The organism is Streptomyces sp. NPDC031340 (assembly GCF_055569945.1).
Map to the genome: position 1 here is coordinate 39,059 of NZ_JBVIIE010000045.1, position 21,424 is coordinate 60,482.

The 21,424-nt window shown below is 73.0% G+C and carries 19 protein-coding genes and 1 pseudogene; 10 read left to right on the forward strand and 10 right to left on the reverse strand.

Annotated features, from left to right (window positions below; all coding sequences use genetic code 11):
- Nucleotides 1–20: 20 nt before the first annotated feature.
- Together ACZ5GT_RS29440 and ACZ5GT_RS29445 are read right to left on the reverse strand one after the other, a co-directional pair.
- A pseudogene (locus tag ACZ5GT_RS29440) lies at nt 21–1,097 on the reverse strand (IS630 family transposase); the annotation flags it as partial.
- A gap of 83 nt (nt 1,098–1,180) precedes the next feature.
- Complete coding sequence (locus tag ACZ5GT_RS29445) at nt 1,181–1,831, reverse strand: TetR family transcriptional regulator (protein ID WP_469032020.1); 651 nt, start codon at nt 1,829–1,831, stop codon at nt 1,181–1,183.
- 210 nt (nt 1,832–2,041) lie between these two features.
- Between ACZ5GT_RS29445 and ACZ5GT_RS29450 the strand changes: the two genes are divergently transcribed.
- From ACZ5GT_RS29450 to ACZ5GT_RS29460, 3 genes are read left to right on the forward strand one after another with little or no spacing between them, the layout of a single operon-like run.
- The gene (locus tag ACZ5GT_RS29450; RefSeq protein ID WP_469032022.1) at nt 2,042–3,682 is read left to right on the forward strand and encodes a glycosyltransferase family 4 protein; all 1,641 of its coding nucleotides are present in this window, start codon (nt 2,042–2,044) and stop codon (nt 3,680–3,682) included.
- Entirely contained in the window at nt 3,676–4,410 is a 735-nt protein-coding gene (locus tag ACZ5GT_RS29455; RefSeq protein WP_469032024.1) for a class I SAM-dependent methyltransferase, read from the forward strand. Before ACZ5GT_RS29450 ends, ACZ5GT_RS29455 begins: the two co-directional genes overlap by 7 nt.
- On the forward strand, nt 4,407–5,477 hold the full coding sequence (locus tag ACZ5GT_RS29460; protein WP_469032026.1) for a prenyltransferase/squalene oxidase repeat-containing protein: 1,071 nt from the start codon (nt 4,407–4,409) through the stop codon (nt 5,475–5,477). The genes ACZ5GT_RS29455 and ACZ5GT_RS29460 overlap by 4 nt, the downstream gene beginning before the upstream one ends.
- Nucleotides 5,478–5,589: 112 nt before the next feature.
- Here the strand turns inward: ACZ5GT_RS29460 and ACZ5GT_RS29465 are convergent, their stop codons facing one another.
- Nucleotides 5,590–5,883 carry a hypothetical protein gene (locus ACZ5GT_RS29465; protein WP_469032030.1) on the reverse strand — a complete coding sequence of 98 codons (294 nt, stop codon included), beginning with the start codon at nt 5,881–5,883 and terminating at the stop codon, nt 5,590–5,592.
- Between the two features lie 392 nt (nt 5,884–6,275).
- On the opposite strand from ACZ5GT_RS29465, the gene ACZ5GT_RS29470 reads away from it, so the two are divergent.
- Complete coding sequence (locus ACZ5GT_RS29470; protein ID WP_469032034.1) at nt 6,276–6,644, forward strand: hypothetical protein; 369 nt, start codon at nt 6,276–6,278, stop codon at nt 6,642–6,644.
- A gap of 4 nt (nt 6,645–6,648) precedes the next feature.
- Here ACZ5GT_RS29470 and ACZ5GT_RS29475 read toward each other — a convergent pair whose 3' ends face one another.
- The 5 genes from ACZ5GT_RS29475 to ACZ5GT_RS29495 all read right to left on the reverse strand — a co-directional run bounded on the left by ACZ5GT_RS29475 (nt 6,649) and on the right by ACZ5GT_RS29495 (nt 12,167).
- Nucleotides 6,649–7,659, reverse strand: a complete 1,011-nt coding sequence (locus ACZ5GT_RS29475) for an LLM class F420-dependent oxidoreductase (RefSeq protein WP_469032035.1) — start codon at nt 7,657–7,659, stop codon at nt 6,649–6,651.
- Between the two features lie 104 nt (nt 7,660–7,763).
- On the reverse strand, nt 7,764–8,549 hold the full coding sequence (locus ACZ5GT_RS29480; RefSeq protein ID WP_469032037.1) for a hypothetical protein: 786 nt from the start codon (nt 8,547–8,549) through the stop codon (nt 7,764–7,766).
- Between the two features lie 83 nt (nt 8,550–8,632).
- On the reverse strand, nt 8,633–9,634 hold the full coding sequence (locus ACZ5GT_RS29485; RefSeq protein WP_469032039.1) for an N-acetylmuramoyl-L-alanine amidase: 1,002 nt from the start codon (nt 9,632–9,634) through the stop codon (nt 8,633–8,635).
- A gap of 22 nt (nt 9,635–9,656) precedes the next feature.
- Complete coding sequence (locus ACZ5GT_RS29490; protein ID WP_469032041.1) at nt 9,657–10,307, reverse strand: class I SAM-dependent methyltransferase; 651 nt, start codon at nt 10,305–10,307, stop codon at nt 9,657–9,659.
- A 126-nt stretch (nt 10,308–10,433) separates the two neighbouring features.
- Nucleotides 10,434–12,167, reverse strand: a complete 1,734-nt coding sequence (locus tag ACZ5GT_RS29495) for an MFS transporter (protein WP_469032044.1) — start codon at nt 12,165–12,167, stop codon at nt 10,434–10,436.
- Nucleotides 12,168–12,445: 278 nt separating this feature from the next.
- Here ACZ5GT_RS29495 and ACZ5GT_RS29500 point away from each other — a divergent pair, with 278 nt between their 5' ends.
- The 3 genes from ACZ5GT_RS29500 (at nt 12,446) to ACZ5GT_RS29510 (ending at nt 15,376) form a co-directional block, all read left to right on the forward strand.
- Nucleotides 12,446–12,991, forward strand: coding sequence for a SigE family RNA polymerase sigma factor (locus ACZ5GT_RS29500; protein ID WP_469032046.1), 546 nt, complete (start codon nt 12,446–12,448; stop codon nt 12,989–12,991).
- Complete coding sequence (locus ACZ5GT_RS29505; protein WP_469032048.1) at nt 12,988–13,857, forward strand: hypothetical protein; 870 nt, start codon at nt 12,988–12,990, stop codon at nt 13,855–13,857. Before ACZ5GT_RS29500 ends, ACZ5GT_RS29505 begins: the two co-directional genes overlap by 4 nt.
- Nucleotides 13,858–13,954: 97 nt before the next feature.
- Nucleotides 13,955–15,376: an MFS transporter gene (locus ACZ5GT_RS29510; RefSeq protein WP_469032050.1), complete on the forward strand. Its 1,422-nt coding sequence runs from the start codon at nt 13,955–13,957 to the stop codon at nt 15,374–15,376.
- A gap of 60 nt (nt 15,377–15,436) precedes the next feature.
- Here the strand turns inward: ACZ5GT_RS29510 and ACZ5GT_RS29515 are convergent, their stop codons facing one another.
- Both ACZ5GT_RS29515 and ACZ5GT_RS29520 read right to left on the reverse strand, forming a co-directional pair.
- Complete coding sequence (locus tag ACZ5GT_RS29515) at nt 15,437–16,069, reverse strand: response regulator (protein ID WP_469032103.1); 633 nt, start codon at nt 16,067–16,069, stop codon at nt 15,437–15,439.
- A 410-nt stretch (nt 16,070–16,479) separates the two neighbouring features.
- On the reverse strand, nt 16,480–17,859 hold the full coding sequence (locus ACZ5GT_RS29520) for a sensor histidine kinase (RefSeq protein WP_469032052.1): 1,380 nt from the start codon (nt 17,857–17,859) through the stop codon (nt 16,480–16,482).
- A 309-nt stretch (nt 17,860–18,168) separates the two neighbouring features.
- On the opposite strand from ACZ5GT_RS29520, the gene ACZ5GT_RS29525 reads away from it, so the two are divergent.
- The 3 genes from ACZ5GT_RS29525 to ACZ5GT_RS29535 all read left to right on the forward strand — a co-directional run bounded on the left by ACZ5GT_RS29525 (nt 18,169) and on the right by ACZ5GT_RS29535 (nt 21,244).
- Entirely contained in the window at nt 18,169–19,059 is an 891-nt protein-coding gene (locus ACZ5GT_RS29525; RefSeq protein ID WP_469032054.1) for a MaoC/PaaZ C-terminal domain-containing protein, read from the forward strand.
- Between the two features lie 110 nt (nt 19,060–19,169).
- Nucleotides 19,170–20,246, forward strand: a complete 1,077-nt coding sequence (locus ACZ5GT_RS29530; protein WP_469032056.1) for a Zn-dependent alcohol dehydrogenase — start codon at nt 19,170–19,172, stop codon at nt 20,244–20,246.
- A 56-nt stretch (nt 20,247–20,302) separates the two neighbouring features.
- On the forward strand, nt 20,303–21,244 hold the full coding sequence (locus tag ACZ5GT_RS29535; protein WP_469032106.1) for a 3-oxoacyl-ACP reductase: 942 nt from the start codon (nt 20,303–20,305) through the stop codon (nt 21,242–21,244).
- The last annotated feature ends 180 nt before the right edge of the window (nt 21,245–21,424 follow it).

Below are 21,424 nucleotides of genomic sequence, written 5' to 3' on the forward strand. Positions count from 1 at the left end.
CGTGAGGACCCACCTGAGTTCTCGCTGCGGATGCGCACGCGTTCCTTGCGTTCGGCGGCCAGGACGTCGCGGTGGCGGGCGTTGGCATTGCGCCAGCGCAGGTAGGCGTGCAGGGCCCGGGTCTGCACAGTGGGGTTGGGATAGTTCGAGTTGGCGATGGTGAACTGCCTCAGCGGTCCGAAGTGGGCCTCGATGGGGTTCGCCCAGGAGGCGTAGGTCGGGGTGAAGCACAACTCGACCTTGTGCTTTGTCGCCCAGCGCCGGATGTCCGCGCCCTTATGGGCAAACAGGTTGTCCGTGATCACGTAGATCGGTGCGCCGTCGGGCCGGGCGGCGCGGATCGACTTCAGCGCGGCCGGCGTGTTCGCGGCACCCTTCCTGCGGCGGTTGACACCCCACAGCCGGTCGTCGCCCACCGAGTAGCAGCCATGGAAGTAGCGCACCCCGTGGGTGCGGTGGTAGCTGGCCGGTACCCGGTCGGGGTGTTTCTTCCGGGCCCAGCCCGAGCCTGCGGTGGGACGGATCCCGAGCGGTCCGAACTCGTCAAAGGCGAACACCCGGTCCGGGAAGCGGTCCAGGACCTCCTCGATCCGGTCCAGCTTCTCCTCGCGGTTCGGGTCGGGGACTCCTTCCACGTCTTGGTGCGCTGAAAGGTGATGCCGCGGCGGGCGAGCAGGCCGCGCAACGCCTCGCGGCCGATGAGGATCACCCGGCCGTGGACTTTCCGCAGGCAGGCGGCGAGTTTGCGCAGCGACCAGCGGGTGAAGGGCTGGCCTGGCTTGGTCGGGCGGGTGGTGGCCGTCTGGACGACGAAGTCCTCGTCGTCAGGACTGAGCAGGCGGGGACGGCCTCCCGCCCACCGAGGGTCCAGGCAGGCCAGGCCGATCTCGTTGAACCGGTGGATCACGTCGCGGACGGTGTCCTCGTCGGCCTGCACCAGCTTCGCGATCACCGGTACCCGGTTCCCGCCGGCTCGACGCCAGCAGCATCATCGCGCGCCGGTAACGCACCGAGTTGGTGCTGCCGCGGCGCACGATCTGCTGCGGCTTCTGCCCCTCCTGGTCGGTCAGTCTGCGCACACGGACGGGCTCGGCCACCACGCCTCCAGCGGTCGGATCGGACGTCACGCAACATCCAACCGCTCCGACCACCAACCCGGCGAAATTATGCGGTCACAGCACTAGCTCTCCGGGCCGGTCTCCGGCAGGTCGATCAGGCGGCACACCGTCTCGATGTCGATCTTCACCTGGGCGATGGAGGCGCGGCCCGAGAGCCAGGTGATCAGGGCCGAGTGCCAGGTGTGCTCGATGACCCGGACCGCGGAGAGCTGCTCGGGGGTCGGGCTGTCCAGACCCATCGCGTCCAGGATGATCACCGTCGTCTGGCGGGAGACCTGGTCGACCTCCGGCGAGACGCTGCGGTCGGCGAAGGTGAGCGCGCGGACCATCGCGTCGGCCAGGTGCGGCTCACGCTGGAGCGCGCGGAAGGCCCGCATCAGGGTCTCCGCCACCCGCTCCGCCGCCGTCTCGCCCTGCGGCGGCTTCTTGCGCAGCGTGCCGTGCATGTGCTCCAACTGGTCCTGCATCGTGGCGACCAGCAGGTGCACCTTGGACGGGAAGTACCGGTAGAGGGTGCCCAGCGCCACCTGCGAGCACTCCGCGACCTCCCGCATCTGCACCGCGTCGAAACCGCCCCGGCTGGCCAGTTGGGCGCTCGCGTGCAGGATGCGGCGGCGCCGGGCCTCCTGGCGCTCGGTGAGCGGCGCGGAGGCCGGCCGCGCGGCACTGGTCTCCGCCTTGGACACCTTGGACACCTTGGCTTCCGCGGGCATGGGCACCGTTCCGTGACATTCGGTGAGGGCAGGTGATCGGACCGAGCATGACAGGGCGTCGGCCGTGGCGCGAATCACCTGATCCACTGGTCACAGCACCCCTACCTGCCGGTAGATTCAGAGCCTCCTGGACGATCAAGTCTGTAACTTGTTCTAGATTAGCGTCCCGGCGTAATCTCGCGGGACAGTGCAGCCAGAAGGGGGCCCAGAGTGACCGCTGAGGCCAGTCAGGCGGGCCCTCTCGGGGACCGTGCCGCAGACGGCGAGCGACCGCTCGACATCGCGCTCCTCACCTACAAAGGGAACCCGTTCTGCGGCGGCCAGGGCGTCTACGTACGGCACCTGTCGCGCGAACTGGCCCGCCTCGGGCACCGGGTCGAGGTCATCGGCTCGCAACCGTACCCCGTTCTGGACGAGGCCGAGGACTACGACGGCCGGCTGTCCCTGACCGAACTGCCGAGCCTCGACCTCTACCGCCAGCCGGACCCCTTCCGCACCCCGAAGCGCGACGAGTACCGCGACTGGATCGACGCGCTGGAGGTCGGCACCATGTGGACCGGCGGCTTCCCCGAGCCGCTGACCTTCTCCCTGCGTGCCCGCCGCCATCTGCGCTCCCGCCGCGGCGAGTTCGACATCGTGCACGACAACCAGACACTCGGCTACGGCCTGTTGGGGGACATCGGCGCGCCCCTGGTCACCACGATCCACCATCCCATCACCGTCGACCGGCAGTTGGAGCTGGACGCGGCGGAGGGATGGCAGCGCAGGTACTCCGTGCGCCGCTGGTACGCCTTCACCCGCATGCAGAAGCGCGTCGCGCGCCGGCTGCCGTCCGTGCTCACCGTCTCCGGCACCTCGCGCCAGGAGATCGTCGACCACCTCGGCGTGCGCGACGACCGCATCCACGTCGTCCACATCGGCGCCGACACCGACCTGTTCTCGCCCGACCCGGCGGTGCCCGTCGTGCCGGGCCGGATCGTGACGACGTCCAGTGCGGACGTGCCGCTCAAGGGCCTGGTCTTCCTGGTCGAGGCGCTCGCCAAGGTGCGCACCGAGCACCCGGCGGCCCACCTCGTCGTCGTCGGCAAGCGACCCGCGGAGGGGCCGGTCGCGCAGGCGGTCGAGCGCTACGGCCTGGAGGGCGCCGTCGAGTTCGTCAAGGGCATCTCGGACGCCGAACTGGTCGACCTGGTGCGCTCGGCCGAGGCCGCCTGCGTGCCGTCCCTGTACGAGGGCTTCTCGCTGCCGGCGGCGGAGGCCATGGCCACGGGGACGCCGCTGGTCGCGACGACCGGCGGGGCGATCCCGGAGGTGGCCGGCCGGGACGGCGAGACCTGCCTGGCCGTGCCGCCCGGCGACTCCGGGGCGCTGGCGGCCGGACTGAGCCGGCTGCTCGGCGACCCGGAGCTGCAGGCGCGGCTGGGCCGCGCCGGACGCGAGCGGGTGCTGCGGCGCTTCACCTGGGCCCGGGCCGCCGAGGGCACCGTGGCCCGCTACCGCGAGGCGATCGCCCGCTCCGCGACTCCCCCCACCGCCACCTCCGGTCCCGCCACCGCCACCTCCGGCACCGCCTCCGGCCGCTCCGCGGCCGTGAAGGCGAGCGGCCGAGCGGGCGCGGTGGCCACCGCCGCCCGGGCGGAAGCCGGGGAAGCGGCCGCCCGGCCGGAAACGGAAACGGAAACGGGCGCACGGCCGAACGTCGAAGCCGCCGCACGGCCGAACCCCGCGGCCGCCGCTCGTCCGCACGCCGAACCGGCCGCCCAGGTGGAAGCGGAAGCGGCCACTCGGGCGGAGGCCGCCGCCTACCTGACCGACGTCGATACCAACCGCGAAAGCAGGGCCACGTGCTGACCGTCGACTTCTCCCGGTTCCCGCTCGCCCCGGGCGACCGCGTCCTGGACCTCGGCTGCGGTGCCGGCCGGCACGCGTTCGAGTGCTACCGGCGCGGCGCGCAGGTCGTGGCGCTCGACCAGAACGGCGAGGAGATCCGCGAGGTCGCGAAGTGGTTCGCCGCGATGAAGGAGGCCGGCGAGGCCCCCGAGGGCGCCACCGCGACCGCCATGGAGGGCGACGCCCTGGCGCTGCCCTTCCCCGACGAGTCCTTCGACGTCGTGATCATCTCCGAGGTGATGGAGCACATCCCGGACGACAAGGGCGTGCTCGCCGAGATGGTGCGGGTGCTCAAGCCCGGCGGCCGCATCGCGATCACCGTGCCGCGCTACGGCCCCGAGAAGGTCTGCTGGACGCTGTCGGACGCCTACCACGAGGTCGAGGGCGGCCACATCCGCATCTACAAGGCCGACGAGCTGCTCGCGAAGATCCGCGAGGCCGGCCTGAAGCCGTACGGCACGCACCACGCGCACGCGCTGCACTCGCCGTACTGGTGGCTGAAGTGCGCGTTCGGCGTCGACAACGACAAGGTGCTGCCGGTGCGGGCGTATCACAAGCTGCTGGTCTGGGACATCATGAAGAAGCCGCTGGCCACCCGGGTCGCCGAGCAGGCGCTGAACCCGCTGATCGGCAAGAGCTTCGTGGCGTACGCGACCAAGCCCCACCTGCCGCGGGTGGACGCCAAGTGACCACACCCCGGACGGAACACCTCGTCCTGCCCGGGGTCCTCACCGCCGAGCAGGCCGCCGCGACCGTCCGCGGCATCCTCGCCGAGCAGCGGGAGGACGGGGCGATCCCGTGGTTCAGGGGACACCACCTCGACCCGTGGGACCACACCGAGGCCGCGATGGCGCTGGACGCGGCGGGCGAGCACGAGGCCGCCGAGCGGGCCTACGACTGGCTCGCCCGGCACCAGAACGAGGACGGCTCCTGGTACGCGGCCTACGCGGACGGCGACTTCGCCGACGTCACCGACCGCGGCCGGGAGACCAACTTCGTCGCCTACATCGCCGTCGGCGTGTGGCACCACTACCTGTCGACCGGCGACGACACCTTCCTGGACCGCATGTGGCCGCACGTGTACGCGGCGATCGAGTACGTGCTCCGGCTGCAGCAGCCCGGCGGCCAGATCGGCTGGAAGCGCGAGGACGACGGCACGGCCGTCACGGACGCCCTGCTGACCGGGTGCTCCTCCGTCCACCACGCCCTGCGCTGCGCCCTGGCCATCGCGGAGCAGCGTGAAGAGGCGCAGCCCGACTGGGAGTTGGCGGTCGGCGCGCTGCGTCACGCGATCCGCCGTCACCCGGAGCGGTTCCTGGACAAGGACCGCTACTCGATGGACTGGTACTACCCGGTGCTGGGCGGCGCGTTGACCGGCGCGGAGGCCAAGTCCCGTATCGAGGAGGGCTGGGACCGTTTCGTGGTCCCCGGCCTCGGGGTGCGCTGCGTGGTCCCCAACCCCTGGGTGACCGGCGGTGAGTCGGCCGAACTCGCCCTGGCGCTCTGGGCGATGGGCGAGTCCGACCGGGCGCTGGAGGTGCTGCAGGCGATCCAGCACCTGCGGGACGCGGACAGCGGCCTGTACTGGACGGGGTACGTCTTCGAGGACGAGGTGATCTGGCCCCAGGAGCTGACCACCTGGACCGCGGGTTCACTGCTCCTCGCGGTCGCCGCCCTGGGCGGCCACGAGGCGACCTGCACGGTCTTCGGCGGCGACCTCCTGCCGTCCGGCCTGGACCCCGACTGCTGCGACTGAGACCGCCGCCGCCCGGTTGTCGGTGACGCCGCCCGGCCGTCGGTGCCGCCGGGCCGTCGGTGTCACCGGGCGGCCGTGGGTGCCGCCGGGCGGGGTCAGTACCCCGGCGCGGTCAGTGCCGCTGGGCGCGGTTGGCGATGGCGTGGCCCACGAACAGGTAGACGACCGCGGCCAGGCCGTAGCCGGCCACCACCCGTGCCCACGCCGCGTCGAACGTGAACAGGTCGTACGACCAGCCCGCCAGCCAGCGGGCGGCGTCGTGCACGAACTGCACGAAGTCGTTGGCCCGGTTGGCGTCCAGCAGGTACATCAGGATCCACAGGCCCAGGATGCCGGCCATGACGTCGGCGACGATCGCGATGACCGTCCCGGCCGAATTCGAACCGTTGCGATATCGAGGGGACATAACCCTCGGATTGCCGCCGGAGCGCGGACCAAACCCGGACCGCTGCCGCGCGTTCCCCTGGGTGTTCCCCGCTCGTTCCCCTGTGCGTATCGTTCGTACGGCGGCCATGTCACCGCCGTACACGTGGAGCTGACCGTTCCGGCGCCGGGCGTTCGACGTCGTCCCCGACGATCGTGCCCCCGGAAGGCAGGAGCGCAGGTGTCCGACGCCAGATCCGTCACCGTCGACGAGCCACGGCTCACCGTACGCCGAAGAACCAGAGGCCGGTTACCGCACCGCCTGTGGGCCGCGCTGCTGGTGGCGGCGGCCGGGCCGCTGTCCCTGCTGCAGGAGGTCGCCGACCGCAACAACGTCTCCGCCGGCACCGGGGCCGGGCCCCGGCCAACGGCAAGGTGCTGGTCGACGCCGACCTCACCACGGGCGTGCTGCAGCCCAACCGCGCGGTCGCCGCGAGACTGCGCCAGCGGCGCCGTGAGGACATGGCGCTGAGCGAGGTGATGTCGGAGTTCGTGTGGGTGACCGCCCGGTTCACCGCGAGCCGGCCCGACGGCGGCGACATCGTGCTGCGCGCCGGCTACGGCGACGACCCGCAGCCCGCGCACATCCGGATGACCTGCGCGGTGCGGGACGTGCGCGAGCAGTTCCGGGACGAGGAGTACTCCGACGGCATCGAGTTCCAGGCCCGCTGCCTGGGCAAGGTGCGCAGCTGGAACCGGCAGGCCCGCGAACTGACCCTGGACCCGGTCGCGATCTTCCGCTGAGCGGCTAGGAGTTGAGCTCCGCCAGCACCCGCAGCGTCCGCCGGTCCGGGACCAGCGCCAGCAGGTCCGTCACCGGGCCCGCGCGCCACGACTGAAGCCGCTCGGCGATCCGTTCCGGCGGCCCGACCAGGGAGATCTCGTCGGCGAAGGCGTCCGGCACCGCGCGCACGGCCTCCTCCCGCCTGCCGTCCAGGAACAGCCGCTGGATCCGGCGCGCCTGCTCCTCGTACCCCATGCGGGCCATCAGGTCGGCGTGGAAGTTGCGGGCGGCGTGGCCCATGCCGCCGATGTAGAAGCCGAGCATGGCCTTGACCGGCGCGAGGCCCTCCGCCACGTCGTCGCAGACCCGGACCTGGACCAGCGGGGCGACGAGGAATCCGGGACGCACCTTCTCCAGGGCGGGCCCGTACGCCTCCGGCCGGGCCGGCGACCAGTACAGCGGCAGCCAGCCGTCGGCGATCCGCAGCGTCTGCGCGACGTTCTTCGGGCCCTCCGCGCCCAGCAGCACGGGCAGGCCGGACCGCAGGGGGTGGGTGATGGGCTTCAGCGGCTTCCCGAGCCCGGTGCCGTCGTCGCCCCGGTAGGGGAGGGCGTGGAACCGGCCGTCGAGCGCGACCGGCGCCGCGCGCCGCAGCACCTGCCGTACGACGTCGACGTACTCCCGGGTCGCGGTCAGCGGCGACCTCGGGAACGGCCTGCCGTACCAGCCCTCCACCACCTGCGGCCCGGACAGTCCGAGGCCGAGCATCAGGCGGCCGCCGGAGAGGTGGTCGAGGGTGAGCGCGTGCATGGCGGTGGTGGTCGGCGGACGGGCGGCCATCTGGGCAACGGCCGTCCCCAGCTTGATCGTCGACGTGTGCGCGGCGATCCAGGTCAGGGGGGTGAAGGCGTCCGACCCCCACGACTCGGCGGTCCACACGGAGTGGTAGCCGAGCCGCTCGGCCTCCTGGGCCAGCGGCAGGTGGTCGGCGCGGGGACCGCGTCCCCAGTAGCCGAGCGCGAGACCGAGCCGCATGGCGCCCACCTTTCTGACGGACCGTCAGTAATCGCCGGGGCTGCGACTGTACGACAACGGCCCCCCGCCCGGAAGGGCGAGGGGCCGTACGACGGCCGCGGCGGTCAGCCGCGCTGGATGCCGGAGGTGTCCTGCAGCACCCCGCGACGGCCGTCCTGCGTCTGCGCGATCAGGCCCGGGCCGCGCTGCTCGACCGCCAGGTACCAGGTGCCCGGCGCGAGTTCGGCGATCGGCGTGGGCGAGCCGTCCTCGGCGAACAGCGGCCGCGCCACCGGCACGGCGAACCAGAACGGCGAGAAGTCGGCGGCCGGCGGCGGGGTCTGCTGCGGCTGGCCGCCCACCGGCTGCCCCGGCTGGCCCTGCTGCGGCTGGCCGCCGTACGGCTGCGCCGGGGCGCCGGCTCCGGCGCCGGGGTAGCCGTAACCGCCCTGCGGCTGACCGCCGTAGGGCTGCGGTGCGGCGGGACCGGGAGCGGGGACGAGCGCGGCCTGCAGCGCCGGGACCAACGGGGTGGCGACCGCCGCGCCGGCCAGGACGAGAGCGGCGATGAAGCCGAGGACGAGGCCCGCGCCGGCGCTGACGCCGTCCGGCACGTCCACCAGGGTCCAGAACAGCGTCCACGCGGTGAGGATCGCGAACGCCGCGCCCGCCGCACCCAGGTCCAGGCCCGCGACCTTGCGCGGCTGCGGCAGGGAACGGTTGACGACGATCAGAACGGCACCGATGACTCCGCCCATGTAGAGGCCGAAACCGGTGCCGAGGCTGTCCCACGCGTTCTGGTTCCAGTTGAACCCGTCGGCGGAATAGAACTTGAGGAACGACGCGATGAACAGCAATACCGCTGCTCCGATCACCACGCCGTCGCCTCGAGTGAGGGAGCGGATATTCACTTCAGGTCCTTCTCAGGTCGTCTCGTCGTCGGTAGACAGTATCGTCCGCCGGGCACGTGTGTTCGCCGAGTCGCGCGTGCTGGTCACGAAGCGCGCAGGAAACTCACGATTCCCTCAGAGATCCCCTGCGCGGCCTTCTGTCGCCAGGCTCCGCTCGTCAGCAGTGCCGCGTCCTTGCTATCGCGCATGTTCCCGCACTCGATGAACACCTTGGGAACCGTTGAGAGATTGAGACCGCCCAGGTCCTTACGTGTGACGAGACCGGTACCGTCGCCGATGTAATTGGACGGCGCGCTGCCGGTGACGCGGACGAAATTGCCCGCGACGCGCTCGCCGAGATCGGCGGAGGGGCCGACGATCGGACGGGTGTCGGCGGCGCCCGCGTGCACCGCGCCCGGCAGGATGACGTGGAAGCCGCGGTCGCCGGCCGCGGCGCCGTCCGCGTGGATGGAGATCGCGGCGTCGGCGTGGGCGGCGTTGCCGATGCGGGCGCGCTCGTCGACGCACGGACCCCAAGGACGGTCGCCGTCCTGCGTGAACTTCACCGTGACGCCCTGCTTCTGCAGGACGGTCCGCAGCCGCCGGGCGACGTCCAGCGTGAAGCGGGCCTCGGAGTAACCCGCGTTGGTGGACGTGCCGGTGGTGTCGCACTCCTTGAGGTTCGTGCCGATGTTCACCTTGCGGTTGATGTCGGCGGTGTGCTGGAAATTGCCCGGGTTGTGCCCCGGGTCGATGACGACGACCTTGCCCTTGAGGGGGCCGGAGGCGGCGGGCGCGGACCGTGCGGAGGACGGCGCGGGCGACGCCGGCCGCTCGTCGTCGCCCGTCGCGGACGCCGTGGACCCCGCGGACCCCTTCGATCCCGTGCGGGAGCCCGGGCCGCCGGACGACGCCGGCGCGGAAGCGGACCCGGACGTGGCGACGGACGCCCGGTCCCGGCCGCCGTCGTCCCCGGGGGCGCCCACGGCCTGGTACGCCAGCCACCCGAGCAGCGCGCCCGGCACCAGCGCGGCGAGGGCGACGGTCAGCGGACGGCGGGAACGGCGGGGCTGCGGCGGATCGAAGTCCGGTCCTACGTACGACACGTCTGCGACTCTAACCGCGCCGTCAGATCCCCGCCCCCGTTCGCCGCAGGACGCGCAGCGAGTCGGTCGCCGAGACCTCGGTGAAGGCGCCGGACGCGAGCGCCCTCAGGTAGACGCGGTACGGGGCCTGGCCGGTGAACTCGTCCTTCGGGTCCGGGAAGACGTCGTGGATGAGCAGCAGGCCGCCCTCGGCCACCTGGGGGGCCCAGCCCTCGTAGTCGGCGGTGGCGTGCTCGTCGGTGTGGCCGCCGTCGATGAAGACGAGGCCGAGCGGAGCCGCCCAGACCTTCGCCACCTGCGGGGAGCGCCCGACCAGGGCCACCACGTGGTCCTCCAGGCCCGCCCGGTACAGGGTGCGGCGGAACGTCGGCAGGGTGTCCATCACGCCGAGCTCCGGGTCCACCGTCTCCGGGTCGTGGTAGTCCCAGCCCGGCTGCTGCTCCTCGCTGCCGCGGTGGTGGTCGACCGTCAGCGCGGTGACCGACGCCTGGCGGGCCGCGTCGGCGAGCAGGATCGTGGAGCGGCCGCAGTACGTGCCGACCTCGAGCAGCGGCAGCCCGAGCGCGCCCGCCTCGACGGCCGCCGCGTACAGGGCGAGGCCCTCGTGCACGGGCATGAACCCCTTGGCGGCCTCGAACGCGGCCAGGATCTCCGGCTTGGGTGCCGCGGGCATCGGATGCGCCTTTCGGTAGCGGTCGTCTCGGCGCCCCATGCTGCCGCACCCCCTGCCGCCGGGCGACAGGGGGTGCGGCGAGGGCCTTCGGTCCGTGTGGCGAGGGACCGGCGAGGGACCGGCCGGCTAGGCGGAGACCGCGGTGCCCGGCAGCGGGAGGTCCAGCTGCACCGCGCCCTCGTCGCCGCCGTGCGTCGCCGACGAGGCCAGCGGGCCGTGCCCGGCGGCCCGCACGGCGAGCACGTACGCCCCGCCGGACGGCACGACGAGGGCGTAGCCGCCGTCCTCCGCGGACAGCGTCGCGCCCGCCTGGCGGCCCCGCCGGTCGATGAGCGTGACCTTGGCGCGGGCCACCGGGGCGCCGGAGGCGTCCAGTACCCGGCCGCGGAAGCCGCGCAGCGCCTCCTCGGCGCGCGCCAGGTTCGCCTCCTCCTCGCTGCTCGCGCGCAGCCGCGGCGCCCGGTCGGGCCGGGGCAGGAACACGGCCATCAGCAGGCCGACGGCGACCGCGCCCGTCGCGATCAGGAAGGAGACCCGGAAACCGTGCATGGTCGGGACCGCGACGCCGCCGACGTCGTTCGCGGTGTTCGCGAGCACCATGCCGATGACGGCGCTCGACACGGACGTGCCGATGGAGCGCATCAGGGTGTTCAGGCCGTTGGCGGCGCCGGTCTCCGAGGCCGGGACCGCGCCGACGATCAGGGCGGGGAGCGAGGAGTAGGCCAGGCCGATGCCCGCGCCGAGGATCACCGAGATGACGAGGCTCTGCCAGGGGGCGCTCATCAGGCCGAGGCCGGCGCCGTAGCCGATCCCGATGATCACCATGCCGAGGATGAGCGTGACCTTCGGGCCGTACCGCGCCGACAGGCGGGCGTAGACCGGCGCCGTGAACATCATCGTCAGGCCCAGCGGCGCGACGATCAGACCGGCGACCACCATCGACTGGCCGAGGCCGTAACCGGTCGCCTTCGGCAGCTGGAGCAGTTGGGGCAGGACGAGCGAGACGACGTAGAAGCTGACGCCCACCATGATCGAGGCGAGGTTGGTGAAGAGCACCGCGGGGCGGGCCGTGGTGCGCAGGTCCACCAGCGGGGCCTGGACCCGCAGCTCCATCACGCCCCACAGGAGCAGGACGACGGCCGCCGCGCCGAACAGGCCGAGCGTGGTGCCCGAGGACCAGCCCCAGTCGCTGCCCTTGGTGATCGGCAGCAGGAACAGCACCAGACCGGCGGACAGGCCGAGCGCGCCCGGCAGGTCGAAGGAGCCCTCGGCACGCATCGGGGACTCGGGTACGACGAGGAGCGTGAGGGCGATCGAGAGGGCGCCGAGGCCGGCGGCGCCGTAGAAGAGGGCGTGCCAGTCGGCGTGCTGGGCGATCAGGGCCGCGAGCGGCAGGGCGAGCCCGCCGCCGACGCCGATCGAGGAGCTCATCAGGGCCATGGCCGAGCCGAGCCGCTCGCGGGGCAGCATGTCGCGCATCAGACCGATGCCGAGCGGTATCGCGCCCATCGCGAAGCCCTGCAGGGTACGGCCGGCGATCATCGGCAGCAGCGTGCTGGTGAGCGCGCTGACCAGGGCGCCGGCCACCATCACCGCGAGGCTGACCACGAGCATCCGCCGCTTGCCGTACAGGTCGCCGAGGCGGCCCATGATCGGGGTGGCCACGGCGCCCGAGAGCAGTGTCGAGGTCAGGACCCAGGTGGCGTTGCTGGGCGCGGTGTCCAGCAGTTGCGGCAGGTCCTTGATGACCGGGACGAGCAGGGTCTGCATCACCGCGACAACGATCCCCGCGAAGGCGAGGACCGGGACCACGGCCCCGCTCGCCGCCCGGGCGGGCTGGTCGTTCGTCGTGTGGGTCATGGGATGAGGCCTCCAGTGAGATAAGTGCCTGGTAAACCTCGTATGCGTGAGCAACTATTCCGTTGCTTCGGGTCCCTAACGAATCCTTGACCTGCCCATGAAGATCTGACCCGCGGTCAGTTCGGCCGCCGCCCTGGAATCGGCCCGGGCGGGAGGCTTCGGGGTCCACTTCTGGTCCCCTTCGGGGTCCACTTCGGGGTCCGCTTCGGGGTCCGCTTCGGGTCCGAGGCAACGATCCGGGCGGCTCATGGACTCCTTCTGACATCTAGGAGGTGCCCATGGGGGATCGCAAGCAGGCTCGGGACAGGGAGTTCCAGGGCTTTGTCACCGGCCGCTGGCCGCGGCTGATGCGGACGGCATTTCTTCTCACGGGGGAGCAGCACGCCGCCGAGGACCTGGTCCAGTCGACGCTCGAGCAGGTCTACGTGGCCTGGCGGAGGGTCGGCTCGGCCGACGACCCGGAGGCGTACGTACGACGAGTCATGATCAACGCGCATGCCCGCAAGCACCGCAGAAAGCTCCGGGAGTTCCTGGCGCCGAAGGACGACTCCGGCCTGGTGCGCGAGGTCGCCGACACCGGCGACCGCATCGCACAGGCCGACGACCGGGGCGTCCTGCTGACGGCGCTCGCCCAGCTGCCCCCGCGGCAGCGGGAGGCGGTCGTCCTGCGCTACTGGGAGGACCTCACGGAGACCCAGGCGGCGCAGGCGATGGGCTGCTCGGTCGGCGCGGTCAAGAGCAACGCGGCCAAGGGGATCGCGAAGCTCCGCGCCATACCGGGACTGGCGGACATGGTGACGAGCGGGGGAGGGCGGCAGCGATGAGCGCACACCGGGAGACGAACCACGACATGGCGAACATGACGGACAGGGACATCGCCTTCCTGCTGGCCGAGGCCGCGGACGAGGCCGAGATCGGTATAGCCCCCACCCAGGCTCTGATCCGCGGCGGCCGCCGCCGCAGGGCCCGGCGCTGGGCGGTGGCCACGGCGGCGGCCCTGGCGATCGTCGGCTCGACGGGCACTCTGGCACTCGCGGGCCTGCCGGGCGGCGACGGGCGCGGGGCGGAGCCGGCGACCAGTCCACCGCCGTCGGGCGTCATGCCGGAGCTGTACGCGCCTCGGCGGACCGTGCTGGCGGCCGGCACCGAGAACGGCAAGGAATGGAAGGTCACCCTCGACATGTGGCCGGCACCGAGCGCGGAGGTCGAGGCGCAGGCCCAGCTGGACGCGATGCGGGCGCGCGGCGAGAACCCGCCGGACGTCGACAGGGCTTCCGATCTGGTCGGCAAGCGCGCGTACTTCGTGCACCGCAGCTACGGCGGAAAGAGCTCCCTGGTGATCGAGAACACGCTCCCCGGGACGGAGGTCCAGGCGGGCACGGACCTCGACGCCGGCGCGCTGCCGCTGGTGCCCGATTCCGGGGCCTCGCGCCTCGTGGTCGGCCGGGTCGCCAAGGCTGTCCGGCAGGTCACCTGCGTCTGGAAGGACGGCACGAGCACCAGCCTCCACCGGACCGCGGTGAACGGCGCGAACGGCGGCGTCCAGCAGGGCATCCGGTCCGCCGGAGGATCACCGGACGACTGGTTCGTGTGCCTCGCCCCCCAGGACACGGCCTACAAGTCGGCGGAGGTGACCGCCTACCGGTCTCACGGCGCGACGGCCCACAGCTCGGAGGACGCGACACGGTGACCCCTCACTCCGACCGGGTCCTAGGTCCTGCGGCCGAGGCGGCTCCGGAGCCAAATCCCGATGCACCGTGCGCCGCCGGGTTGAGAGCATGGAGCCCATGCTCGGAGCCGCAGCGGACACCCGCACCCCACGTCCTCGCACCGCGCCTCCCACCTGGCTGGTCGTCACGCTCGCGTGCGCCGGACAGTTCCTGGTCGTCCTCGACGTCTCCGTCGTCAATGTGGCGCTGCCGTCCATGCGGGCCGACCTGGGGCTGAGCGCCCCGGGGCTGCAATGGGTGGTGAACGCCTACGCCATCGCCTTCGCCGGGTTCATGCTGCTCGGCGGGCGGGCCGGCGATCTGTACGGGCGCAAGCGGATGTTCCTGGTCGGGCTCGCCCTGTTCACCCTGGCCTCGCTGGGCGGCGGGCTGGCGGAGGAGGGCCCTCAACTGCTGCTCGCGCGGGCCGTGCAGGGGCTCGGGGCGGCGGTTCTTGCGCCCTCCACGCTCACCATCCTCACTTCCGCCGTGCCCGAGGGTCCGGCGCGGGCCCGGGCGATCGCCACCTGGACCGCGGTGGGCGCGGGCGGCGGCGCTGCGGGCGGGCTCGTCGGCGGACTGCTGGTGGACGGCCTGTCCTGGCGGTGGGTGCTGCTGATCAACGTGCCCGTCGGGGCGGTCGTCCTCGCCGGGGCCCGCGGGTGGCTGGTGGAGAGCCGCGACGGCGACGGGCGGCGCCTGGACCTGCCGGGCGCGGTGCTGGTGACGGCCGGGCTCGCCACCCTCGCGTACGGCATCTCGCAGACCGAGGCCGAGGGGTGGACGGCGGCGGCCACCCTGGCGCCGCTCGCCGCCGGGCTCGCCCTGATCGCGCTCTTCCTGGCCGTCGAGGCGCGCACGGCGGCCCCGCTGATGCCGCTCCGGCTGCTGCGGGCGCGGGCGGTGTCGTCGGCGAACGCCGCCATGTTCCTGTGCGGCTCGGCGATGTTCTGCATGTGGTTCTTCATGACGCTGTACGCCCAGAACGTGCTCGGCTACACCCCGCTCCAGGCCGGTCTCGCCCTGGTGCCGAGCTCCCTGGCCGTGCTTTTCGGATCCAAGGCGGCGCCCCGCTTCATGCGGGTGCTCGGCGCGCGCACCGTAGCCACGCTCGGAACCCTGGTGGCGGCGTCCGGCTTCGGCTGGCAGTCGGCGATGACCCCGCGGGGCGCGTACCTGACGGAGATCATGTTCCCCGGCATCCTGATGATGCTGGGCGCGGGCCTCACGGCGACCCCGCTCGCCGCGCTCGCCACGTCCGGGGCGGCGCCGGGGGAGGCGGGTCTGGTCTCCGGGCTGATCAACACCTCACGCACGATGGGCGGCTCGCTCGGCCTCGCGGTGATGTCGACGATCGCGGCGGCCCGTTCGGCGGGCGGCGACACCCCGGCGGCGCTGACGGACGGATACGCCCTGGTGTTCCGCACCGGGGCCGGCGTGCTGCTCGCGGGGACGGTACTGATGCTGGCGTGGCTGCCGCGCCGGGGCTCCGCCAGATGACGCGGGGAGGCCGGGCGGACGGGGCCTGATGAAGGGGGCGTACGGGCTTCGTGGGTGCGCTTACAGCCACCCCTGCTGCCGTGCCTCCCGCATCGCCTCCGTGCGGTTGCGGGTGCCGGTCTTGCCGATCGCGGAGGAGAGGTAGTTGCGGACGGTGGACTCCGACAGGTGCAGCCGGGCGGCGATGTCGGCGACGGTCGCGCCGTCCGCGGACGCCCTGAGGACGTCGCACTCCCGGGGGGTGAGCGGGTTGGGCCCGGCGCTCAGCGCCGCCGCGGCCAGCGCGGGATCGATCACGGTCTCGCCGGTCAGCACCCGGCGGATCGTGGCCGCCAACTCCTCCACCGGCCCGTCCTTGACCAGGAACCCCGCAGCTCCGGCCTCCATGGCCCGCCGTAGATAGCCGGGGCGCCCGAAGGTGGTCAGGATCAGCACCCGGCAGTCGGGCACCTGGTCGCGCAGTGCGGCGGCGGCGTCCAGACCGCTCATGCCGGGCAGCTCGATGTCCAGCAGAGCCACGTCCGGGCGGTGGAGGAGGGCGGCGTCCACGATGGCGTCGCCCGTCCCGACCTGGGCGACGACCTCCATGTCGTCCTCCATGCCGAGCAGCAGGGCGAGGGCGCCCCGCATCATTCCCTGGTCCTCGGCGAGCAGAACCCGCACGCACTTACCCGGCCGGCGATCCCGGGGTATCTCGTCCACGGCCCAAGCGTAGAGCGCCCGCGGCGCCCCCGCCCGTCCTGATCCGGCACGTGACACCCCGGGCCGCCCCTCCGGCCCGTGACATTCCGGCCGTTCCTCCGGCCTGTGGCTTCCCGGCCCGCCTGTCCGGGACGCGCCCGCCAGCACCGGCCGGCACGTGACGTCTCGGCCCGCTTGGTCGGCCGGTGACGTCCCGGCTGCCCGTCCGGCCCGTGACACTCCGGCTCGCCCGGCCGGCTCGCGGCGCCCCGGCCCGTTGCGCCTGGCCGACCCACGGCGTCCTGGCCCGCCTGTCCGGGACGCGGTGCCATCGGCGGCGGTGACCAGGTCTCCCGGTTTTCCGCGGGCGAGGTGGGGCTGCCGGGCGCAGGGCGACGGGTCGGCCCGTCGGCCGCCGTCGGTCACGGCGTTCCGGGCGCGGTGCCCGTCGGCAGCGGCGACTGCGGCTGGGGCGGAAGGGACGCGGACTTCGCGGAGTCCGCAGATTCCGCGGAGTCCGCCGGCAGCTCGGCGGTGATCGTGAAGCCGTGCGGTGACGCGGTCGCCCGCAGGCTTCCGCCGGCCAGCGTGAGGCGCTCCATGAGGCCCTTCAGGCCCGTGCCACCGCCCGCCCCGCCCAGGCCGCCCGCGCCGGCGCCACCGTCGGCGCCCCCCGCGCCACCGGCCCCACCGGCGATACCGGTCCCCGGCGTCTCCGCGCCCCGGGTGCCGCCGTTGTCGGCGACCGTCAGGCCGGCCCGCTCGGGGGTGCCGTCGAGGGTGATCTCGCAGCGGCTCGCCCCGCTGTGGCGTACGACGTTCGTCACGGCCTCCCGCACCACCCACCCCAGCAGCGCCTCCGTCTGCCGGGCCAGCGGCGGGCCGGACCGCGTGATCACGGGCTCGACACCGGCCGCCGTCAGCACCGAGCGGGCCCGGTCCAGTTCCGTGGCGAGGCTGCCCTCGCGGTACCCGGTCACCGCCTCGCGGATCTCCGTGAGCGCCTGCCGGCCGACGGACTCGATGTCCGTCATCTGCGTGAGCGCCCCGTCCAGGTCACGCGGCGCGAGCCGCCGCGCCGCCTCCGACTTCACCACGATCACCGACAGCGTGTGCCCGAGCAGGTCGTGCAGGTCGCGGGAGAACCGCAGCCGCTCCTTCTCGACCGCGCGCCGGGCCAGTTCCTCACGGGCGGCACGCAGTTCCCGTACCGCCTCCGACAGCGACAGGATCGCCGCCGTCACCATCGTCGAGATCCAGGTGGCGTAGGCGACGCCGAGACCGCTCCAGCCCTCGCGGGCGCAGCAGACCGACGCCGCGAGGACGGCGACGCCCATGCCGGTCCAGCGCAGCCGGGGCCCGCGCAGCGCCGCCCCCGTCGCGAGGCCCAGCAGCGGGAAGAACAGCAGCCAGTTGCCGCCGTAGCCGATGGCGAGACCGCAGGTCAGCAGCGCCATCATGGCCAGCGCCGCCCGCGTCGACAGCGCCGTCCGCGTCTCCTTCACGAAGGAGCGGAACGCCACGTAGATGTAGAGCGAGTTGAAGGTGAGCAGGCCCAGGCCGCCGATCCACGGGTTGGCGGTCTGGCCCTGGAAGAGGTTGGAGAACGCGCCCATCCCCATCAGCAGCCAGGGCAGTAGCGAGAAGCCGGAGGCGGGCGGGCCGGGATCCTCGGCCACCAGCCCGGCCGGCTGCGCGGTGCACTCGCCGGCCTGCCACACCGCGTCCCCCTGGCACGATCCTCCGTGAAATCGGCCTGATCCCCTGCGAAATCGGCGCGGTCCCCTGCGTAACCAGATCATCACTCTGCTCCCCGTTCCGTACGGCGGGTCCGGACCGCCGGTACGACGGCGCGGTCCCCTCGGTCGTGCCGACGACGCTACGCACCGGCCGCCGCGTCCGGCAGGGGCGCCCGTACGGACTCCGACGGGACAAATGTCCCGGCCCCACCACCTGACGCGCCGTCAGGAGCCTTCACAACTGCGAGACCCTGGGCTATACAGAGGGCGCCGGACTGGAACGCGTTCTAGGTCGGCCCGCAGCGACCCCGGTGCGGCCGACGGTGCGGACGGCCGCACCGGGGTCTTCCCGCCGCCACCTCCAGGAGCCCCATGCCCATCGACGCAGCCGAGGCCCTCGCCGCCGGACCCCGTTCCGCCGGGATCGCCTGGGACCGCAAGGACGTCCAGCTCTACCATCTCGGCATCGGCGCGGGTGTCCCCGCCACGGACCCCGACGAGCTGCGCTACACCCTGGAGTCCCGGCTGCACGTGCTGCCGAGTTTCGCCACCGTCGCGGGCGCGGGCGCCCCGGGCGTGATCGGCGGCCTGTCCATGCCGGGCGTCGACGTCGACCTCGCCACGGTCCTGCACGGCGGCCAGGCCCTCACCGTCCACCGCCCGATTCCGGCCGAGGGCACCGCCACCGCCACCTCCCGCATCGCCGCCGTCTACGACAAGGGCACGGCGGCCGTCCTCGTCCTGCGCACCGAGGTCGCCGACGCCGAGGGCCCGCTGTGGACCAACGACGCGCAGATCTTCGTACGCGGCGAGGGCGGCTGGGGCGGCGACCGCGGCCCGTCCGCCCGCCTCGAGCCGCCCGCGGGCGAGCCCGACCGGACCGTCGAGCGGTCGGTCCGCGAGGACCAGGCCCTCCTCTACCGCCTCAGCGGCGACTGGAACCCGCTGCATGCCGACCCCGACTTCGCCAAGCGCGCCGGATTCGAACGCCCCATCCTGCACGGGCTGTGCACCTACGGCATGACGCTCAAGGCGGTCGTCGACACGCTGCTCGGCGGCGATGTCGGCCGGGTGCGCTCGTACGCCACCCGGTTCGCCGGGGTGGTGTACCCGGGCGAGACCCTGCGCATCCGCATGTGGCGGCAGACCGGCCGGGTACGGGTGACCGTCACCGCCGTCGAGCGGGCGGACGCCCCCGTCCTCGCCGACACGATCGTCGAACACTCCGGAAACCCCCGACCCGTTGACCCGGACGACCTGTGAACCCCACGACCTGTGAACCCCACGACCTGTGAACCCCACGACCCGTGAACCCCACGACCTGTGAACCCCGGACGACCTGTGAACCCTGGATGACCTGAGGGAGCCGCACCATGCGCGCAGCCGTACTGCACGAGATCGGCCAGGACAAGCTGGAGGTCCTCGACGACGTCGAGGCGGTGGGCTTCGGGCCCGGCAAGGTCAGGATCCGGGTGCGCGCCACGGGGCTGTGCCACTCGGACCTGTCCGCGATGAGCGGGGTGCTGCCGCAGCCGGCGCCGTTCGTGCCCGGGCACGAGGGCGCGGGCGAGATCCTCGAGGTCGGCGAGGGCGTCGGCCACGTCAAGCCCGGCGACCGGGTCGTCGTGTGCTGGCTGCCGGCCTGCGGCAGCTGCCCCGCCTGCGGGCGTGGACAGACCGAGCTGTGCCTGGCCGGGTTCATGAACGCGGGCACCCCCAACTTCCGCGGCCCCGCCGGTGACCTGTTCGGCTTCGCCGGGACCGGCACCTTCGCCGAGGAGGTCGTCGTCGACGCCGGCTGCGCGGTGCCGATCCCGGACGACGTGCCGTTCGACATCGCCGCGCTGATCGGCTGCGGGGTCACCACCGGCCTCGGTGCCGCCCTCAACACCGCCGACGTGGAGGCCGGTTCGTCGGTCGCCGTGATCGGATGCGGCGGCGTCGGCGTCTGCGCCGTCCAGGGGGCGCGGCTGAAGGGCGCCGCCGAGATCGTCGCCGTCGACCCGGTCGCCTCGCGCCGCGAGGCCGCGCTGCGGTTCGGCGCCACCCGGGCCGTGGCGCCGGACGAACTGGCCGACGCCAGGCAGCAGATCACCGGCGGCGAGGGCTTCGACTACGTCTTCGAGGTCGTCGGCAAGTCGGCCACCGCCCGCACGGCCTACGAGAACACCCGGCGCGGCGGCACCCTGGTCGTGGTCGGCGCGGGTGCCATGGACGACTTCCTGCAGCTCAACATGTTCGAGCTGTTCTTCGACGAGAAGCGCATCCTGCCCTCCATGTACGGCGGCGGGGACATCCTGCGCTCCTACGAGCGGACCATCGCCCTGTGGCGGGCGGGCCGCTTGGACCTCGCGGGGCTGATCACGCACCGTGTGCCACTGGCCCGGATCGACGAGGCGATCGAGCAGATGCGCACGGGCACCGCGCTGCGCACCTGCGTCGAGATCTGACGGAATGACGGAAGACGGAATACCGAAGACGGAATGACGGAATGACGGGAGTGTCCGTGTCGCTGCCACTGGAAGGGCTGTCCGCCCTCGTCACCGGAGCCGGCCGGGGCCTGGGCCGCGCCGAGGCGCTGGAACTCGCCCGGCTCGGCGCCGCCGTCGTCGTCAACGACTACGGGCAGCCGGGCCGGGACGGTTCGGGGAACGCCTCCGCGGCCCCCGCCGAGCAGGTCGCCGCCGAGATCCGCGCCGCGGGCGGCACGGCGCTGGCCCACACCGGAGACGTGTCCGACTTCGCCGAGGCCCGCGAGATGGTCGAGTCGGCGATCGCCGCGTTCGGCAGGCTCGACATCCTGGTCAACAACGCCGGCATCCTGCGCGACCGCATGGTCTTCTCCATGACCGAGGACGAGTGGGACTCGGTGATCCGCGTCCACCTCAAGGGGCACTTCAACACCACCCGTTTCGCCGCGGCGCACTGGCGGGAGCGGTCCAAGGCGGCCGGCGCGCCGGTGTACGGGCGGATCGTCAACACCTCCTCGGAGGCGTTCCTCGCCGGCTCCGCCGGACAGCCCAACTACGCCGCCGCGAAGGGCGGAATCGTCGGGCTGACCACCTCGACGGCGCTGGCGCTCGCCAAGTACGGCGTGACCGCGAACGTGATCTGCCCGCGCGCCCGCACCCGGATGACCGAGGACGTCTTCGCCGGCCTCGCCCGCCCGGCCGACGGCGGCCTCGACCCGCTCGCCCCCGAGCATGTCGCCCCCCTCGTCGGCTACTTGGCGTCTCCGGCCGCCTCCCGGATCAACGGCCAGCTGCTCGTCGTGCACGGCGGCATGGTGGCCGTCGTCGAACGGCCGCGGGTGCGCGCGAAGTTCGACAGCAAACAGGACACCTTCAGCTACGACGAACTGGACGCACTGCTCACCCCGCACTACGCGGAACGGCCGGCGGGTGAGACGTTCGCGGCGGCGGAGGTGCTGCGGCTCAGCCGGGAGTGACCCAGTCGGAAGCGGAACGGGACCGGCCGGGAGCAGCCGGAAGTAACCGGGAACCGCCGGGAACGGACCGGGAGCTGACACGCGGAGGGGGGGGGGGGGGGGGGGGGGGGGGGGGGGGGGGGGGGGGGGGGGGGGGGGGGGGTGGGGGTGGTTTCTTTTTGTGTTTGGTTTTTTTGGCGT

Coding starts and splice junctions, on each gene's coding strand:
- ACZ5GT_RS29445 (WP_469032020.1), bottom strand. CDS start 1,831: ATGCCCGCGGAAGCCAAGGTGTCCAAGGTGTCCAAGGCGGAGACCAGT.
- ACZ5GT_RS29465 (WP_469032030.1), bottom strand. CDS start 5,883: ATGTCCCCTCGATATCGCAACGGTTCGAATTCGGCCGGGACGGTCATC.
- ACZ5GT_RS29475 (WP_469032035.1), bottom strand. CDS start 7,659: ATGCGGCTCGGTCTCGCGCTCGGCTACTGGGGACGCGGTCCCCGCGCC.
- ACZ5GT_RS29490 (WP_469032041.1), bottom strand. CDS start 10,307: ATGCCCGCGGCACCCAAGCCGGAGATCCTGGCCGCGTTCGAGGCCGCC.
- ACZ5GT_RS29495 (WP_469032044.1), bottom strand. CDS start 12,167: ATGACCCACACGACGAACGACCAGCCCGCCCGGGCGGCGAGCGGGGCC.
- ACZ5GT_RS29500 (WP_469032046.1), top strand. CDS start 12,446: ATGGGGGATCGCAAGCAGGCTCGGGACAGGGAGTTCCAGGGCTTTGTC.
- ACZ5GT_RS29505 (WP_469032048.1), top strand. CDS start 12,988: ATGAGCGCACACCGGGAGACGAACCACGACATGGCGAACATGACGGAC.
- ACZ5GT_RS29510 (WP_469032050.1), top strand. CDS start 13,955: ATGCTCGGAGCCGCAGCGGACACCCGCACCCCACGTCCTCGCACCGCG.
- ACZ5GT_RS29520 (WP_469032052.1), bottom strand. CDS start 17,859: ATGATCTGGTTACGCAGGGGACCGCGCCGATTTCGCAGGGGATCAGGC.
- ACZ5GT_RS29525 (WP_469032054.1), top strand. CDS start 18,169: ATGCCCATCGACGCAGCCGAGGCCCTCGCCGCCGGACCCCGTTCCGCC.
- ACZ5GT_RS29530 (WP_469032056.1), top strand. CDS start 19,170: ATGCGCGCAGCCGTACTGCACGAGATCGGCCAGGACAAGCTGGAGGTC.